Origin of the sequence: Ferrigenium sp. UT5, assembly GCF_045866295.1 — a bacterium.
Taxonomy (GTDB): domain Bacteria; phylum Pseudomonadota; class Gammaproteobacteria; order Burkholderiales; family Gallionellaceae; genus Sideroxyarcus.
The window spans coordinates 62,732-79,199 of the sequence record NZ_BAAFRY010000001.1; the positions used below are offsets into that span (position 1 = coordinate 62,732).

At 59.9% G+C, this 16,468-nt stretch carries 14 protein-coding genes and 1 pseudogene; 9 read left to right on the forward strand and 6 right to left on the reverse strand.

Features of this window, described 5'->3' with window-relative positions; translation table 11 throughout:
* Positions 1 to 82 precede the first annotated feature (82 nt).
* The gene (mnmC, locus tag ACKTSJ_RS00345) at positions 83 to 1,981 is read left to right on the forward strand and encodes a bifunctional tRNA (5-methylaminomethyl-2-thiouridine)(34)-methyltransferase MnmD/FAD-dependent 5-carboxymethylaminomethyl-2-thiouridine(34) oxidoreductase MnmC (RefSeq protein WP_407896254.1); all 1,899 of its coding nucleotides are present in this window, start codon (positions 83 to 85) and stop codon (positions 1,979 to 1,981) included.
* 8 nt (positions 1,982 to 1,989) lie between these two features.
* The gene (locus ACKTSJ_RS00350) at positions 1,990 to 2,952 is read left to right on the forward strand and encodes a class I SAM-dependent methyltransferase (protein WP_407896256.1); all 963 of its coding nucleotides are present in this window, start codon (positions 1,990 to 1,992) and stop codon (positions 2,950 to 2,952) included.
* Here ACKTSJ_RS00350 and ACKTSJ_RS00355 read toward each other — a convergent pair.
* Complete coding sequence (locus ACKTSJ_RS00355; protein WP_407896258.1) at positions 2,942 to 3,073, reverse strand: hypothetical protein; 132 nt, start codon at positions 3,071 to 3,073, stop codon at positions 2,942 to 2,944. The genes ACKTSJ_RS00350 and ACKTSJ_RS00355 overlap by 11 nt on opposite strands.
* Positions 3,074 to 3,142: 69 nt before the next feature.
* Positions 3,143 to 5,820, reverse strand: a pseudogene (locus ACKTSJ_RS00360) (GNAT family N-acetyltransferase).
* 83 nt (positions 5,821 to 5,903) lie between these two features.
* Between ACKTSJ_RS00360 and ACKTSJ_RS00365 the strand changes: the two are divergent.
* The 3 genes from ACKTSJ_RS00365 (at position 5,904) to arfB (ending at position 9,172) form a co-directional block, all read left to right on the forward strand.
* A complete protein-coding gene (locus ACKTSJ_RS00365; protein ID WP_407896427.1) occupies positions 5,904 to 6,827 on the forward strand; it encodes a histone deacetylase family protein in 924 nt (307 codons plus the stop codon).
* 276 nt (positions 6,828 to 7,103) lie between these two features.
* Complete coding sequence (locus ACKTSJ_RS00370) at positions 7,104 to 8,744, forward strand: peptide chain release factor 3 (RefSeq protein ID WP_407896260.1); 1,641 nt, start codon at positions 7,104 to 7,106, stop codon at positions 8,742 to 8,744.
* Positions 8,745 to 8,758: 14 nt separating this feature from the next.
* Positions 8,759 to 9,172, forward strand: a complete 414-nt coding sequence (arfB, locus tag ACKTSJ_RS00375) for an alternative ribosome rescue aminoacyl-tRNA hydrolase ArfB (RefSeq protein WP_407896262.1) — start codon at positions 8,759 to 8,761, stop codon at positions 9,170 to 9,172.
* Between the two features lie 3 nt (positions 9,173 to 9,175).
* On the opposite strand, the gene ACKTSJ_RS00380 is transcribed toward arfB, so the two are convergent.
* Genes ACKTSJ_RS00380 through ACKTSJ_RS00390 form a run of 3 tightly spaced genes read right to left on the reverse strand, consistent with a single transcriptional unit; the run spans position 9,176 to position 12,213 of the window.
* Positions 9,176 to 10,012, reverse strand: coding sequence for an endonuclease/exonuclease/phosphatase family protein (locus tag ACKTSJ_RS00380; protein WP_407896264.1), 837 nt, complete (start codon positions 10,010 to 10,012; stop codon positions 9,176 to 9,178).
* On the reverse strand, positions 10,009 to 10,725 hold the full coding sequence (locus ACKTSJ_RS00385) for a DNA alkylation repair protein (RefSeq protein ID WP_407896266.1): 717 nt from the start codon (positions 10,723 to 10,725) through the stop codon (positions 10,009 to 10,011). The genes ACKTSJ_RS00380 and ACKTSJ_RS00385 overlap by 4 nt, the downstream gene beginning before the upstream one ends.
* Positions 10,726 to 10,728: 3 nt before the next feature.
* Complete coding sequence (locus ACKTSJ_RS00390) at positions 10,729 to 12,213, reverse strand: helicase HerA-like domain-containing protein (RefSeq protein WP_407896268.1); 1,485 nt, start codon at positions 12,211 to 12,213, stop codon at positions 10,729 to 10,731.
* Positions 12,214 to 12,324: 111 nt separating this feature from the next.
* Between ACKTSJ_RS00390 and ACKTSJ_RS00395 the strand changes: the two genes are divergently transcribed.
* Positions 12,325 to 12,531, forward strand: a complete 207-nt coding sequence (locus ACKTSJ_RS00395) for a hypothetical protein (protein ID WP_407896270.1) — start codon at positions 12,325 to 12,327, stop codon at positions 12,529 to 12,531.
* Positions 12,532 to 12,537: 6 nt separating this feature from the next.
* Here ACKTSJ_RS00395 and lipA read toward each other — a convergent pair whose 3' ends face one another.
* Positions 12,538 to 13,476, reverse strand: coding sequence for a lipoyl synthase (gene lipA / locus ACKTSJ_RS00400; protein WP_407896272.1), 939 nt, complete (start codon positions 13,474 to 13,476; stop codon positions 12,538 to 12,540).
* 107 nt (positions 13,477 to 13,583) lie between these two features.
* Between lipA and ACKTSJ_RS00405 the strand changes: the two genes are divergently transcribed.
* The 3 genes from ACKTSJ_RS00405 to ACKTSJ_RS00415 all read left to right on the forward strand — a co-directional run bounded on the left by ACKTSJ_RS00405 (position 13,584) and on the right by ACKTSJ_RS00415 (position 16,462).
* Positions 13,584 to 14,165: a superoxide dismutase gene (locus ACKTSJ_RS00405; protein WP_407896274.1), complete on the forward strand. Its 582-nt coding sequence runs from the start codon at positions 13,584 to 13,586 to the stop codon at positions 14,163 to 14,165.
* Positions 14,166 to 14,250: 85 nt separating this feature from the next.
* Positions 14,251 to 15,972, forward strand: a complete 1,722-nt coding sequence (locus tag ACKTSJ_RS00410) for a CHASE2 domain-containing protein (RefSeq protein WP_407896276.1) — start codon at positions 14,251 to 14,253, stop codon at positions 15,970 to 15,972.
* Positions 15,959 to 16,462: an SH3 domain-containing protein gene (locus tag ACKTSJ_RS00415; protein WP_407896278.1), complete on the forward strand. Its 504-nt coding sequence runs from the start codon at positions 15,959 to 15,961 to the stop codon at positions 16,460 to 16,462. The genes ACKTSJ_RS00410 and ACKTSJ_RS00415 overlap by 14 nt, the downstream gene beginning before the upstream one ends.
* Positions 16,463 to 16,468: the final 6 nt, after the last annotated feature.

A 16,468-nucleotide genomic window follows, 5' to 3' on the forward strand; every position in this document is an offset into this window, starting at 1 on the left:
GCGGTTGGATGGCTGTGCCAGTTGGTGGATGAGGCACGGCGGGTATAATTTGCGCCCGCAACCTTCCCCACTTGACTCTCCCATGTTGCACTGGAAAGACAACCAGCCTTACTCGGAACGTTTCGGCGATGTGTATTTCTCCACCGATTCGGGGCTGGAAGAAACACGCCATGTATTCCTGCAGGGCAACGATCTGGCACGGCGCTTTGCCGCGTTGCGCGCGGGGGAAAGTTTTTGCATCGGCGAGAGCGGTTTCGGCACGGGGCTGAATTTTCTCTGTGCCTGGCAGTTGTTCGAGCAGTGTGCCCCGCCGGGAGCGAGCCTGGATTTCTTCAGCGTGGAAAAATTTCCGCTGGAACAGGATGAATTGCGCGCTGCGCTGGCGTTGTGGCCGGAGTTGCAGGTGCAGTCCGATAGGTTGATCGCGCGCTGGCCGCGCCGTGTCCCGGGCTGGAACCGCTGGCACTTCGCTGCCGGTCGTGTGCGCCTGACGCTGGCGCTCGATGACATCGCGGATGCCTTGCCGCAATTGCCGCAGGCGGCGGTGGACGCCTGGTTTCTGGATGGTTTCTCACCCGCGAAAAATCCGGAGATGTGGAGCGATGTGGTGTTGTCCGGCCTTGCCCGTGCTTCGCATGCCACCACCACGCTGGCGACCTACACCAGCGCCGGCTGGGTGCGGCGCGGCTTGCAACAGGCGGGCTTCGCGGTCGAGCGCGTGCCCGGTTTCGGCAGGAAGCGCGAGATGGTGCGGGGTTGCCTGCTGAATGTCGGACTGAAGTCCGACCCACAGGAGGCGGCGTTGGGTGGGTCGGACTTCAGTCCGACGCTGTCTGTTGCCGCACAACCGCAGCTGCGAGGATCGAGCGGAATGCCGCGCACGACCATCGTCATCGGCGGCGGTCTGGCTGGATGCGCGGCGGCCCATGCGCTGGCACAACGCGGTATCGCGGTCACCTTGCTCGAACGCGGGGCGCAGTTGGCCGGCGCTGCCTCCGGCAACCCGCGTGGCATTCTCTATGCCCGCTTCGGCGCGGGCATGAACGCCCTGCACCGTCTGGTGCTGGCAGCTTACGGCCATGCGCTGGCCTTGCTCGACGAGGTGATGCCGGCGGACGGGATCAATCGTGCCGAATGTGGTCTGTTGCAACTGGCGGCGACCGAGGCAGAACGGAAACGCATCGCCAAACTGGCGGCGCAGGCGTGGCCGCCGCATCTGTTGCAGGCGGTGGATGCGGGCAGGGCCTCCACACTGGCGGGGCTGCCGATGGCGCACGGCGGCCTGTGGTTCCCCGCCGGCGGCTGGGTGGTGCCACCGCAGGTCTGCGCGAGATTGGTGCAGCATCCGAACATCACGTTGCGCTTTGAAAGTGAAGTGGATGCGCTGGAGCCGACGGCGACCGGCTGGCGCGCCAGCGGCGACGGGTTCAGCTTCGAGGCGGCACAGGCGGTGGTGTGTTGCGCGCATGCGGCGAAGCAGTTGCAACCGTTCGCCGCATTCCCCTTGCAACCGGTGCGCGGCCAGATCAGCGAACTGCCGGCGACCGCAGCCAGCAGCCACTTGAAAACGGTGTTGTGCGCCGAGGGCTATTGCGTCCCGGCGATCAACGGGCGGCACGTGGCGGGCGCGACGACGACTTTCGACGATGAGGGTGTGGAAATCCGCGTTGATGACCATGCCGAGAATCTGGCGCAACTCGAAGCGCAGATGCCGGCTTTGCACCACGCGCTGGGCGAAGTGGATCTGCAGCATCTGGCGGGACGCGCCGGGGTGCGCTGCTCCGTGCCGGGGGCCACGCCGCTGGTGGGTGAAGTGGTGCCCGGCCTGTATTGCAGCCTGGCTCACGGCACGCGCGGCCTGCTCACGACCGGTCTGGCGGCCGAGATCATCGCGGCACAGATGTGCGGACAATTGCCGCCGCTGCCGCAGGATTTGCTGGGCGCGCTGGCGCCGTTGCCCCGTTATCAACTTCAAGCATAATGCGCGACATGAAAAAGACCGCTCCATCCGAATATCCCGAGATCCGTCCCGGCCAGTCCGTCGAGTTGCTGAAGGAACTGCACATCCTGACACGCGACGGCAAGCTGAACCAGGATTCGCGGCGCAAGCTGAAACAGGTGTATCACCTGTACCAGTTCATCGAGCCGCTGCTGGCGCAAGTGCAGCAGCAGAAGGGCAACATCACGCTGGTGGACCACGGCGCGGGCAAGTCGTACCTCGGTTTCATTCTGTATGACCTGTTCTTCAAGGCGATGGAACATCAACATGAATCGTCACGAGCGGTTGAAGTGCAAGGCGCACGGAGCGGAGCGAACGAGACATACCTTGAAGGTAGGCGAAGGAGCGAGCACCGCGCAACGCAGCAATTCGACCGCGCAGTAGATTCATCGCATATTTACGGCATCGAGACGCGCTCGGAGCTGGTCACCCATTCGCGCGAACTGGCAGCGCGGCTGGGTTTTACGGGCATGTCTTTTCTCAATCTGTCGGTGGCGGAATCGATCACCTCGGCGGTGTTGCCCGCGCAGGTGGACGTGGTGACGGCGCTGCATGCCTGCAATACCGCGACCGATGACGCGATTCGTTTTGCGCTGGCGAAGCGGGCGCAGCACATCGTGCTGGTGCCGTGCTGCCAGGCCGAGGTGGCGGCGATGCTGCGCAAGCACAAGGCGCAGGCGCTGAAAAATCCGCTGGCGGAACTGTGGCGCCACCCCATCCACACGCGCGAGTTCGGCAGCCATCTCACCAACGTGCTGCGCTGTCTGCAACTGGAAGCGCACGGCTACCAGGTGACGGTGACCGAGCTGGTCGGATGGGAGCATTCGATGAAGAACGAACTGATCATCGCCAGCGACAAGAATCTGCCGCGCCACAAGGCGGCGCAACGGTTGCGCGAATTGTTGCAGAGCGTGGGTCTGGAAGAATTGAGCGGGCGGTTCTTTACGGAATGAACCCTGCCGTCATTTCGGCGCAAGCCCGCAGCGTGAAATGGGGGCAGACTCGATTTAATTCCACGATGGCCGCGCCATTGCGCAAGCCTGTGACCAGGTTGTTGACCTTGAGCAGACTCACGAAACCTTCCCGTAGCATTCGATTTCTGATGTAAAAATGAAATTAAATCGAGTCTGACCCTAATTTATTTCAAAGCTGTTTGCTGACTTTCATGATGCCGGGATCATCTGCGCTCGGCTTGATGGTAAAACCCATGCGGTTCATCAGCTTCAGCATGTTGTGGTTATGATTCAGGACTTCGCCTTCGATGACCTGCAATCCCTTTGAACGGGCAGCTTCCATCAAGGCGATCATCAGCCTTTGCCCCAACCCCTTGCCGGCAATGTTGTTGGCAACCACCAGCGCAAACTCGCAACTCGACCCGTCCGGATTGATGGCATACCGCGCGACCCCCAGTTCCGTTTCGGGCGTTTGATCCTGCGTCACTGCCACGAGCGCCATTTCCCGGCTGTAGTCGATCTGGGTGAGACGGGCCAGCATTTCCTCGGTCAATTCCTGCACGCTGTTCATGAAACGGAAATATTTCGCCTCCTCTGAAAGGTCATGCACGAAACGTTTGACCAGATCAGCATCCTCCGGACGGATGGGGCGAATCACGACGTCCGTTCCGTCGGCCAGCTGCCATTGACTGACCCAATGGGTAGGGTAGGGATAAATCGCCATGTGGGCATAGCGGTCGGTGCCGGGTTGACGATATTCCACCACCACGCGCGCGTCGGCGGCCAGCACTCCCTGCTCGTCCAAAATCAGGGGATTGATATCCATTTCCTTTAACAACGGAAGCTCGCATACCATTTCCGAGACACGAAGCAGTACATCCTCCAATGCCCCCATGTTGGCGGGAAGCATATTGCGGAAAACCCCCAGCATTTTTGCGATTCGAGTACCGCGGATCAGTTCCCGTGCCAGAAAATTATTCAAGGGGGGCAATGCGACCGCGCGATCCCCCATGATTTCGACCGATGTTCCACCGGCACCGAACGTAATGACCGGACCGAACACGGGGTCGGTGGTAACACCAATCATGAGTTCGCGGCCATTGGCTTTGACAATCATGGGCTCGATGGAAATGCCCTCGATTCTTGCGGTTGGCCGGTTGAGTTGCACGTTGTCGATGATGTGCTGATAGGCCGCCCGCACTTCATGCGCATTGCGCAGATTGAGCATCACGCCGCCCGCATCACTCTTGTGCGTGATGTCCGGCGAATTGATCTTCATCGCCACCGGGAACCCCAATTGCTGGGCGATCAGCAATGCCTCGTTCGGCGAATGGGCGACCATGGTTCGCGCCACGGGAATGTTGAAAGCCGCGAGCAACGATTTCGATTCCATCTCCGATAACACCTTGCGGTGTTCCTGCATGGCACCTTCGATGATCAGGCGCGCACTCTCCACATCCGGCTCGTCATGGTGCGAGAACGGTCCGGGCATCTGCATCAACAGTTTCTGGTTGCGGTAATAGGCGGACAGATGGGAAAAGACTTCCACTGCCGGTTCGGGGGTACGGAAGTGCGGGCGATGCGCTTTGGCAAAGGCTGTGCGCGCTTCTGCGACCTGAATTTCGCCCATCCAGCAAGTCAGTAGTGGTTTGCTGTGGCTATTCGCGAGTTCGATCATCGCCTGTGCCGATTCCAGCGGTTTGGTCATAGCCTGCGGGGTGAGGATGGCCAGCACGCCATCCACATTCTCATCGTCCAGACAAGCTTTGACCGCATGGTGATAGCGGTCGGCCTGGGCATCGCCGATGATGTCCACCGGATTGCCGTGCGGCCAGTTCGGCGGGAGGTGCTGATTCAGTTTTTCGATGGTGGTTTCGGAAAGTGTTGCCATGGCCAAACCCAGATCGGCGGCACGGTCGGTGGCCATTACCCCTGGGCCACCCCCATTGGTGACGATGGCAAGCCGGTTGCCCACAGGGCGGAAACCGCATGAAAGCGCTTTGGCTGCGGTGAATAATTGAGTGACGGTTTTTACCCGTACCACGCCGACCCGGCTGACTGCGGCATCGAACACATCGTCCGCACCGACCAATGAAGCTGTGTGCGACATCGCCGCCTTCGAACCGGCCGCGTGACGTCCGACCTTGACCAGAATCACCGGTTTGATCCGGGCGGCCGCGCGCAGGGCGCTCATGAAGCTGCGCGCATTGCGGATACCCTCTATATACATGAGGATGCTGCTGGTAAGCGGATCGGAGACCAGATAGTCAAGGATTTCGCCAAAATCGACATCCGTCGAAGAACCGAGAGAAACGACGCTTGAAAACCCCACGTCGTTGCTTTGTGCCCAATCCAGAATCGCAGTGCAAAGCGCTCCCGATTGCGAAATGAAGGCGATGCTGCCCGTGTTCGCACCTCCCTTGTTGAAGGTCGCATTCAAACCGATCGAGGGACGCATGATGCCCAGACAGTTTGGGCCAATCAGCCGTATGCGAAAGCGGCGCGCAATTTCGACCAGATCCTTTTCCAGCGCGATGCCTTCTGCTCCGGTTTCACCAAAACCCGCAGTGATGATGATTGCCGCCTTGACCCCGTGCAGGCCGCATTCCTCCAGCAGCCCCGGGACGGTTTTTGGGGGGGGGCGATGACCACCAATTCGATCGGCTCAAGGATATCTCCGATCGAAGCATAAGCCCGCTGTCCCTGGACCTCGGCGTTTCTTGGGTTGATTGGATACAGCTTCCCCTTGAAGCCGCATTGCAGCATGTTCTGGAAAACGATCTGGCCGACCGAGTCTGGCCGGTCACTGGCCCCAAAAACTGCGACTGAATGAGGAGCGAAAAGTGGATTGAGGTAATGTTTTCCCATGATTTATTGCCATGAAGTTGGATGTTTTCTGCTGCGTGGCTATGATAGCACCGCGACATGAATTCAATTTGACGGAGCCCTTTGTGCAAACAGCCTACATCAGCCATCCGCTGTGCCTGAAACATGATATGGGCATCCACCATCCCGAATGTCCTGCCCGCATCCATGCGATCGAGGATCAACTCATTGCCTCGGGTTTGTTTGGCTACCTGCAACATCACCTGGCACCGGAAGCGACCCGTGAACAATTGCTTCGCGTGCATAACGCCGATTATCTGGATGAGATCGCCGCGATTGCGCCGACGGAAGGAATGGTGTCGCTGGATGGAGATACCCTCATGAATCCCTTTACTTATCCTGCCGCGTTACGCGCTGCGGGGGCGGTGGTAATGGCGGTTGACCTGGTGATGGAAGGACGGGTTGAAAATGCGTTCTGCAACATCCGTCCGCCCGGGCATCATGCGGAACGCGGGAAAGCGATGGGCTTTTGCATTTTCAACAATATTGCCGTTGGCGCTGCGCACGCTTTGGAAAAACATGGAGTGGGTCGTGTCGCGATTGTGGATTTTGACGTCCATCACGGGAATGGCACTGAAGATATTTTCACAACAGATCGAAGAGTCATGCTTTGTTCAACCTTCCAGCATCCGTTTTATCCATACAGTGGTGCAGAAAGCGCAAGCGAATACATTATCAACGTACCCCTGAAGGCAGGGAGCGGCGGGGCGGAATTCAGAACGGCTGTTTCCACGCATTGGCTGCCGGCACTGGAAAGATTCAAACCTGAACTGGTCATGATTTCAGCGGGCTTTGATGCGCACCGTGAAGATGACATGTCGTCACTGGGTTTGCTTGAGGCAGACTATGCCTGGGTGACTGAACAAGTGAAGCAGATCGCAGTCCGGTATGCGAAGGGACGCATTGTTTCGGCACTGGAGGGGGGGTATGAATTGCATGCACTGGGGAGAAGTGCGGCTGCGCATATCAAACAATTGAGTGGACTCTGATCGAGTCCGCCCGCAGGTGGCACACTACGGCGGAATGCGCACCCTAAAGCGCTACGCGTTGAAAAAGCTGCAGCAGACGTTGCATCGTTAAGTGAGTCCACGACCTATCCCATATCGGGTTTTTTTGGATTCAAGGAATACTTGTTGACTGATTTGGCGCGGATTCTCCGCGCATCAGGTTTTTCGTCAAGATAGGGCTTGTCTGGGGCGGGGCATGGTTAGACATTCCCCCCGTAAATCATTAGACTTGCGCCCTTTTTTGCACAGGCAAGCATCATGTCCGACGCCATCGACCAGACCCCTCAAGAACCCGCAGCCGTGCCGCGCGACAAGATCGCGCGCGAGGTGGCGCGCCGCCGCACTTTTGGCATCATTTCCCACCCTGACGCGGGCAAGACCACGCTCACCGAAAAGCTGCTGCTGTTCTCCGGCGCAATCCAGCTGGCGGGGGCGGTGAAGGCGCGCAAGAGCGGCCGGCATGCCACTTCGGACTTTTTGGAGATCGAAAAGCAGCGCGGCATTTCGGTCGCTTCATCGGTGATGCAGTTCGAGTACCGCGACCACGTGGTGAACCTGCTCGACACGCCGGGCCACCAGGATTTCTCGGAAGATACCTACCGCGTGCTGACCGCGGTGGACTCCGCGCTGATGGTGATCGATGCGGCCAAGGGCGTGGAGGCGCAGACCATCAAGCTGCTCGACGTGTGCCGCATGCGCGACACGCCCATCCTCACCTTCATGAACAAGATGGATCGCGAAGTGCGTGATTCTTTGGAGCTGCTGGACGAAGTGGAATCGGTGCTGAAGATCGAGTGTGCGCCAGTGACCTGGCCGCTGGGTATGGGCAAGACCTTCCGCGGCGTATATCACCTGCAGCGCGACGAGATTCTCCTGTTCACGCCGGGGGAGGAGCGGGCCGACGGCGAGGTGGAGGTCATCAAGGGGATCGACAATCCGGTATTGATCGAACGTTTCCCGCTGGAGATCGAGCAACTGAAGATGGAAGTGGAACTGGTGCACGGCGCCTCGCACCCGTTCGACCTGCAACGATTCCTCGACGGCAAACAAACGCCGGTGTTCTTCGGCTCCGCCATCAACAATTTCGGCGTGCGCGAGATTCTGAACGCGTTGCTGGACTGGGCGCCGGCGCCGCGCGAGCGCGCTGCCGGCGTGCGCCAGGTGAATCCGGGGGAGCAGGCGTTCTCCGGTTTTGTGTTCAAGATCCAGGCCAACATGGATCCCAACCACCGCGACCGCATCGCCTTCCTGCGCGTGTGTTCCGGCCACTTCGAGCGCGGCATGAAGCTCAGGCATCTGCGGATCAACCGCGAGATCAAGGTGTCGAGCGTGGTGACCTTCATGGCGTCCAGCCGCGAGCAGGTGGAAGAGGCGTATGCCGGCGACATCATCGGACTGCCCAACCACGGCAACATGCAGATCGGCGACAGCTTCTCGGAAGGCGAATTGCTGCAATTCACCGGCATCCCGTATTTCGCGCCGGATTTCTTCCGCTCGGTGCGCATCCGCAATCCGATCAAGGTGAAGCAGTTGCACAAGGGCCTGCAGCAACTGGGCGAGGAAGGCGCGGTGCAGGTGTTCAAGCCGATGGACGGCGGCGACCTCATCCTCGGCGCGGTCGGCATGTTGCAGTTCGATGTGGTCGCCAGCCGCCTGCAGGGCGAATACGGCGTGGATGCGATGTTCGAGAGCGCCAGTGTCAGCACCGCGCGCTGGGTGACGTGCGACGATGCGAAAATTTTTGCCGATTTCCAGAAGTCGCTGTCGCACAATCTCGCCATCGATGCGGCGGGCAACCTGGCCTACCTCGCGCCGAACAACGTCAATCTGCGCCTGACCCAGGAACGCTGGCCGCAAGTGGTGTTTCATACCACCCGCGAACACGCGGTCAAACTTTAACCGGGCGGGCACGGATGCTGTACATCGCGCGCAACGTCATTGTTCCCGAGCGCGAGATCGAGCTGACGGCCGTGCGCGCGCAGGGTGCGGGCGGGCAGAATGTGAACAAGGTGTCGAGCGCGGTGCATTTGCGCTTCAACATCGGCGCGTCATCCCTGCCGCCAGAAATCAAACAGCGCTTGTTGCAATGCAACGATCAGCGTATCAGCAAGGACGGTGTAGTCGTCATCAAGGCGCAGGAGTTCCGCAATCAGGAGCAGAACCGCAACGAGGCTTTGCGACGGCTGAAGTCGTTGTTGCTGTCGGTTGCGGTGATGCCCAAGCCGCGTGTCGCCACCCGGCCGACGCGTTCGGCGCAGAAGAAACGGGTGGAAGGCAAGGTGCTGCGGGGCAGGGTGAAGGCGCTGCGCGGGAAAGTGCGGGACTGATTTTTAGTCGGCGAACTCGAATTCGACCCGCAACAGGTGGTGATCCGAGGCCGGCGTCGGAATGACCGCCTGATTCACGCAGCGCAATTTCCGGTTGTAGAACACATGGTCCAGCACATAAGGCATGCGGCGCCAGGTGATCGTTTCGATCTGCGCCGTTTTGAAACCCGCCTCCGCGAATTGCGCCACCAGCGTTTCATGACCGCTGACATTGAAATCACCGCCGAGCAGGGTGGGCAGGGTTGATTGCTGCAACGCGTGTAGCACCATCTCGCGCTGCTGCGGATGTTCCGCACTGGAAGACTTCAGCATGAAGAATGCCAGCAAATGCGTGTTGAACACCTGCACCGTGTGTCCGCCGAGGGTAGTCTTGGCCCCGATCATCAGGCGATCGGTCGGTGTTTTTGTTTCACCGTTGAAGTTGAATTCAAGCGGCGGGGAAGGCAGGTACAGACGCGAGGTGTCGAACAGTTTGCTGCGGGAAAAGATCGCCAGGCCGATGCCGAACGGCAATTCGCGCGGGTCGGGCCTGGGGTAGGAAAAATAACTGTCGTAACCCGGCAACGCCGCTTTCAGGCGGGTGAAGTTCGGCGGCGGATCGCGCTGGATGCCGTTCGGCTCCGCATGCTCGACTTCCTGCAACAGCACGATGTCAGCATCCATGCGCTTGATCTCGGCGATGGTCTGTTCCAGATCGACCGGCGCCAGATCGGGATGGGCTTCATCCCAGACCTGGCCGAATTGCATATTGAACTGGAGCACCTTGAAGCGGGACATGATGAGGTAGGGGGTGTCTTGGGTTTTTTTGGGAACTGTATAGAAACCTGGCAGCGGAATCAAGCCGGCCCGTTTTTGCCCTGCAGATAGCTTGTGCGTACGGCCGGCTCGAAACGCTCGATCGCGTAACGCAGCATGGTGCGCGGCATCTGGCGGTGATGTTGTTGCAGGAACGCTTCGAGCACGGCGCGGTCGAGTTTGCCGACTTCCCGCAACATCCAGCCCACGGCTTTGTGCATCAGGTCATGGTCGTCGTTCAGCAGAAGCCGCGCGAGGCGCAGCGTGCAGTCGAAATCGTTGTGGCGGATGAAATGGAGGGTGGCGACGATGGCGATGCGGCGCTCCCATAACGAAGGCGAGCGCGCCAGCGTGTCGAGCGCGGCGCGAGAACGGTGTTGCAGATGCCGGCCGACGATGTGCGGTGCCGAAACGTCCACCAGATCCCAGTTGTTGATGCGGCCGGTGCTGCGCAGATACAGGCCAAAAGCGGCCTGTTGTCCGGCATCGTCGGCGCCCTGAAAGCGTTGCATCAGCAACAACAGGGCGAACAGGCGTTCCTCGTGATAAGGCGAGTCGAGCAGGGCGGCAATGGTGGCGAGGTCTGCATCGCGGTGCTGTTTCGCCAGTGCGCGCAGGGGCGGCACCTTGATGCCGAGGAATACATCGCCCTCGCCATAGTCCCCCGGCCCGGTCTTGAAAAAACGCTGCAGGACAAGGGCGACCGCGGGTGAGGCAAGGGCGCGCAACTGTGCCCGCAGAGTGGCGAGCCGTGCCATGCGTCAGCGGCGTCCGCCCAGCAGCGACCCCAGCACGCCGCGCACGAGGCGCCGCCCCAGTTCCGAGCCGACCGTGCGCGCCACGCTTTTTACCAGTGCTTCGCCCGTGCTCTGGCGGCGGCTGTTGCCGCCGCCACCCAGCAAGCCATCGAGGAGTCCACCCCCGCTGCCTGACGCGACCGGGGCGGCGGCCGCCGCTGCGGCCTGTTGCGCCTCGGCCCGGGCTTTGAGCTTCTCGAACGCGGATTCCCGGTCCAGGGATTTCTCGTAATGTCCGGCAACGAGCGAGCCGGCGATGATTTGTTGCCGTTCGGCCGGCGAGAGCGGGCCGATCTGTGCGCGCGGCGGCACAATGAGGGCGCGCTCCACCACATTCGGGCGGCCTTTTTCATCGAGCAGCGAGACCAGCGCTTCGCCCACGCCGAGTTCGGTGATGGCGGCTTCCTCGTCCAGCGCCGCATTGTCGCGCATGGTCTGGGCGGCGGCGCGCACCGCTTTCTGGTCGCGCGGCGAGAAAGCCCGCAAGGCATGCTGGATGCGGTTGCCGAGCTGGCCGAGAATCTTGTCCGGCACGTCGGCCGGGTTTTGCGTTACGAAATATACGCCCACGCCCTTGGAGCGGATCAGGCGCACCACCTGTTCCACCTTGTCCAGCAGCGCGGCAGGCGCATCGTTGAACAGCAAATGCGCCTCGTCGAAAAAGAACACCAGTTTCGGTTTCTCCAGATCGCCCGCTTCCGGCAGATTCTCGTACAGCTCGGACAACAGCCACAGCAGCAAGGTCGAATAGACTTTCGGCGCTTGCATCAGCTGGTCGGCAGCCAGGATGTTGATGATGCCCGCACCTTGCTCGGTCTGCATCAGGTCGTTGATGTCCAGCATCGGCTCGCCGAACAGTTGTGCGCCGCCTTCGTGTTCCAGTTGCAGCAATCCGCGCTGGATGGCGCCAATGCTGGCGGTCGAGACATTGCCGTATTCGGTGGTGTAGGTCTTGGCGTTCTCGCCAACATGTTGCACCATCGCGCGCAAATCCTTGAAGTCGAGCAACAGCATGCCGTTGTCGTCGGCAATCTTGAATACCAGCGTCAGCACGCCCTGCTGCGTGTCGTTCAGGTTGAGCATGCGCCCCAGTAGCAGCGGTCCCATGTCGGACACGGTGGCGCGCACCGGATGGCCCTGCGCGCCGGCCAAATCCCAGAACGTCACCGGATAGGCGCGATGCTCGAAGTCGGCCAGTTGCAACTGGTCGACGCGCGCCTGCACCTTGGCATTGCCCCCGCCTTGTTTGGCCACGCCCGAAAGATCGCCCTTGATGTCGGTCAGGAACACCGGCACCCCGATGCGGCTGAATGATTCCGCCAGCGATTGCAGGGTCACGGTCTTGCCGGTTCCGGTGGCGCCGGTGATGAGGCCGTGACGATTGGCCATCTGCGGCAAAAGAACGAGTTGAAGCTGGTCTTTCTGTGCGATCAGTAGCGGTGCGGTCATTTATCTCTCCATCTTTTTCGAATTTTTGCTAAAGGTTTAGGGGAAGCTGCCGATACCCTTCACAAGGATGCCTGTCATTGTATTCATTGCGGTCAAAAAAGGAGGTGTGTCATGGCAATCAGTCCGACCCATTCAGGCAGTCAATATGTATCGCAGGTGCAGCCGCAGCCGCAGCCATATGCGGAGCGGGTGGCCGAGCGCGAGAACAACAAAAACAGTGAAACGGTCAAACGTGCCGCAGCGGTCAGCGAAGCGCCCAAACCGACGGTCAACACCCAAGGGCAGACGGTGGGCAGGGTCGTCAACACGCAGGCTTGATCAGAATCAGGCGACGCCCGCCTGTTCCGCCTGGACGTCGGCAAAATAGCTGGAACGCACCATGGGCCCGCACGCGGCATGGGAAAAACCCATCTCCCGCGCGGCCTCTTCGAACATCCGGAAAGTTTCCGGCGGGACATAGCGCAACACGGGCAGATGCCCGTTCGACGGTTGCAGGTATTGTCCCAGCGTGAGCATCTCCACATCGTGGGCGCGCAGGTCGCGCATCACTTGCAGCACTTCCTCGTCGGTCTCGCCCAGCCCCAGCATCAGGCCGGATTTGGTCATCACCTGCGGGAAACGCGCCTTGAAATCCTTCAGAAGTTTGAGCGAATGCGCGTAATCCGCACCGGGTCGCGCCAGCGGATACAGGCGCGGCACGGTCTCCAGGTTGTGATTCAATACATCCGGCAATTCGCTCGCCATCGCCTCTAGCGCAATATCGAGGCGGCCACGAAAATCCGGCACCAGGGTTTCCAGTTTGGTGGCGGGCGAGGCGGTGCGGATCGCGCGCAGGCAGGCGGCGAAGTGCGCCGCGCCGCCGTCGCGCAGGTCGTCGCGGTCCACGCTGGTGATGACGACATAGCGCAGCTTGAGCAGGCCGATCGAGCGGGCGAGGTTGTCCGGTTCGTCGGCATCCGGCGGCAGCGGCTTGCCGTGCGCCACGTCGCAGAACGGGCAGCGGCGGGTGCAGATGTCGCCCAGGATCATGAAGCTGGCCGTGCCCTTGCCGAAGCATTCGCCGATGTTGGGGCAGGTCGCTTCTTCGCATACGGTATGGAGTTCGTTTTCGCGCAGGATGCGTTTCATCTCCTGATAGCCGGCGCCGCTGCCGATTTTGGCGCGGATCCATTGCGGCTTGCGCAGGCGTTCCTGCAAGGGGATGATCTTGACCGGATTGCGCGCGGTTTTGGCCGCGCCGGTTTGTTTGCGGGTATCGTTCATGCTGCGTATTGTAAGGCATCTGTAATACCCAAGTGAAAAAGTATGGTAAAGTTCGCCGCCGTGGCGATACCATTCAGCCCACCGATATTTTTAATCAGGAGACCCTCATGGAACACCAACTGCCTGCTTTGCCTTTTGCCAAGGACGCCCTCGCACCGCACATGTCTGCCGAGACTTTCGACTACCACTACGGCAAGCACCATCAAGCCTATGTGACCAACCTGAACAATCTGATCAAGGGCACCGAGTTCGAGAATTCGAGCCTGGAAGAGATCGTCAAGAAAGCGTCCGGCGGCATCTATAACAACGCGGCGCAAGTTTCCAACCACACTTTTTTCTGGAGCTGTCTGAAGCCGAATGGCGGCGGCGCGCCGACCGGTGCATTGGCCGCTGCCATCAACAAGAAGTGGGGCTCGTTCGATGACTTCAAGAAAGCCTTCCAAACTTCCGCCGTTGGCAACTTCGGCTCCGGCTGGACCTGGCTGGTGAAGAAGGCCGACGGTTCGCTGGACATCGTCAACATGGGTGCCGCCGGCACCCCGCTGACCACTGGCGACAAGCCGCTGCTGTGCGTGGACGTGTGGGAACACGCCTACTACATCGACTACCGCAACATGCGCCCCAAATACGTTGAGACTTTCCTCAACAATCTGGTGAACTGGGATTTCGCGGCGAAGAATTTCGCGTAAGGGATTCAGATTTGCAGCACACCTGCCCGGCCTTGTGCCGGGCTTTTTGTTTTTCTTGTGTATTCCAGGCTGTTAGAATCCGCGCATGAATAATCGCCTGCTTGCACTGACCAGTCGCCTGCGTTTCGCGTTCAAGACATTCACCGAATTCCTTGCCCGGGTGTGGAAGCGTAGTTTCTATTTCTATCTGGCAGGAATCTTCTCCCTGTTTGCAGTGTTGGACACGACGGTGTTGCACATCACCAGTGAGATGCGCACGGCGGCGTTTGATGCCATGGTGCGTTACCGCATCTCGCCGCCCAAGCCCGATCCGGATATTGTTATCGTGGATATCAATGAGGCGAGTCTGGCCGCACTGTCCAAGGATTACGGGCGCTGGCCGTGGCCGCGTCAAGTGTTGGGCGAGTTCGTGGAGGCTATCGAGAAGCAACAGCCGAAAGCGGTAGTGTTCGACATCCTGTTCAGTGATGCCGATATCTACAATGCGGACAGTGATGCCTATTTTGATGCCGCCATCGCGTCTGCCAATAACCTTTACTTTCCCATGCTGCGCCTCGATCAGGGTGCAGATGCGCTGAGTCAGATCAGGGTCGAGCAGATCCCCGGTGTGTCGCCGATAGAAGATGAAGAGCAACAGAAGGATGCGACGCTCGCCGTCATCCTGCCGCACTTCCAGGCGGCCATCGAGAGCGGTCGCCTGGGTACGCACAATGTGGTGCTGGATAGCGACGGGGTGGTGCGCAAATATCCGGTGTATATCCCCAGCTATGGTTGGAAAGTGCCTTCACTGCCCTCGCGCATCGGCAAAGACATGGGCTGGCCGGAACCTTCGACCGAACAGATTTTGCTCAACTGGCGCGGCAAGCCGTTCAGCTATCACTACGTGAGTTTCTCGGATGTCTATACGGACATGGGCAGCAAGAACAAACAGCGCGCGCAGGATGAGTTCAAGGACAAGATCGTCGTCATCGGATCCACGGCACCGGGACTGTTCGATTTGCGCGCAACGCCGATGGCGCGGATGCATCCCGGCGTGGAGGTGCTGGCGACGGCCATTGACAACAACAAGCATGGCGATTCACTCCGCTTCCCCGAAGGCCGCATCTGGTATCTGCTCATCACTTTGGCGCTCATCTGGGGGACGGCGTGGGCGTTCTATCGCGAGGATGGACGCGGCAATATCGACAAGTTGTTCGGTCTGTCGCAAGTCATCCTGATTGGCTTCTCGTTCGCCAGCATCAATTTTTCAAACACCTACATCAACCTGGCCGGGCCTGTGGTGTTGGGTATCGCATACTTCTCGCTGGCGCGTCTGTATGCCAACGCGACAGGCAAGGCGCTGGAGCAGAACATGGTGCGTGCGGCGACAGCACGGCGGGGCGATGTGCAGGCGACGCTGCTGCTCATCCGCTTCGATACCCGGCTCAACGTGATACCTGATGCGATGTTGAACAAGATCCGCATCGGTTTGAAGCGCATCGGCTCACCGCAAAAGAGTGTGGAGATATTGAGCGGTTCGCAGAAGGGTTTGTGGGGATTGTTCGAGAAGACCATCGCCATCTCATGGGCGGCGGACGTTGAAGATGCAGAGGCCTGTGCGGAGATTCGGGCGGATGTGGCGACGGTGCTGCAAGGCATGCCGTCTTTGTTGGGCCGTTTCGTGTTGCATGTTGAGGATGCAACACGCCATGTCGTGCATGAAGGCAGATTGCATGGTGGCGAGCAGGCGGCACAAGGTTGGCGCGTGATATTCGCGGAAGCATTGATGAAGTGGGACAACGATGGGGGGCGCAATGGGGTCGTATAAATGCGGGTTGGTGTCGGTGGTGTTGTGCGTTGCGATGCAGAGTGGGGTGGTGCTCGCCGGTGAATCCGGCACGATGTCCAAAGCGGGTGACATGAAAGCCGAACCTTTCCGCGATGCAAAAACGGTGAAGGCGCTCGCGGTTGGCCAAAAGTTGGATATTCTCAGCAAGCAGGGCGGCTGGTTTAAGGCGAAAGCGGGCACGACGACAGGTTGGGTGCACATGTTGAGCGTGCGTAGAAATGAAGCAAAAAAAGGGACGAACAAGTCACCTGGATTGCTCGCACTTTCATCTGGGCGGGCCGGAACGGGCAAGGTGGTGGCTACGACTGGCGTGCGCGGTTTGAACGAGGAGGAACTGAAAGCGGCGATCTTCAACGAGTCAGAGTTGCAGCGCGCAGAAGCCAATGCATCAAGCAAGGCAGATGCGGCCACATTTGCCAGGCAGGGCAAGCTGGTCGCGCGCCCATTCGATTATTTGCCCGCGAAGTGAGGAGCG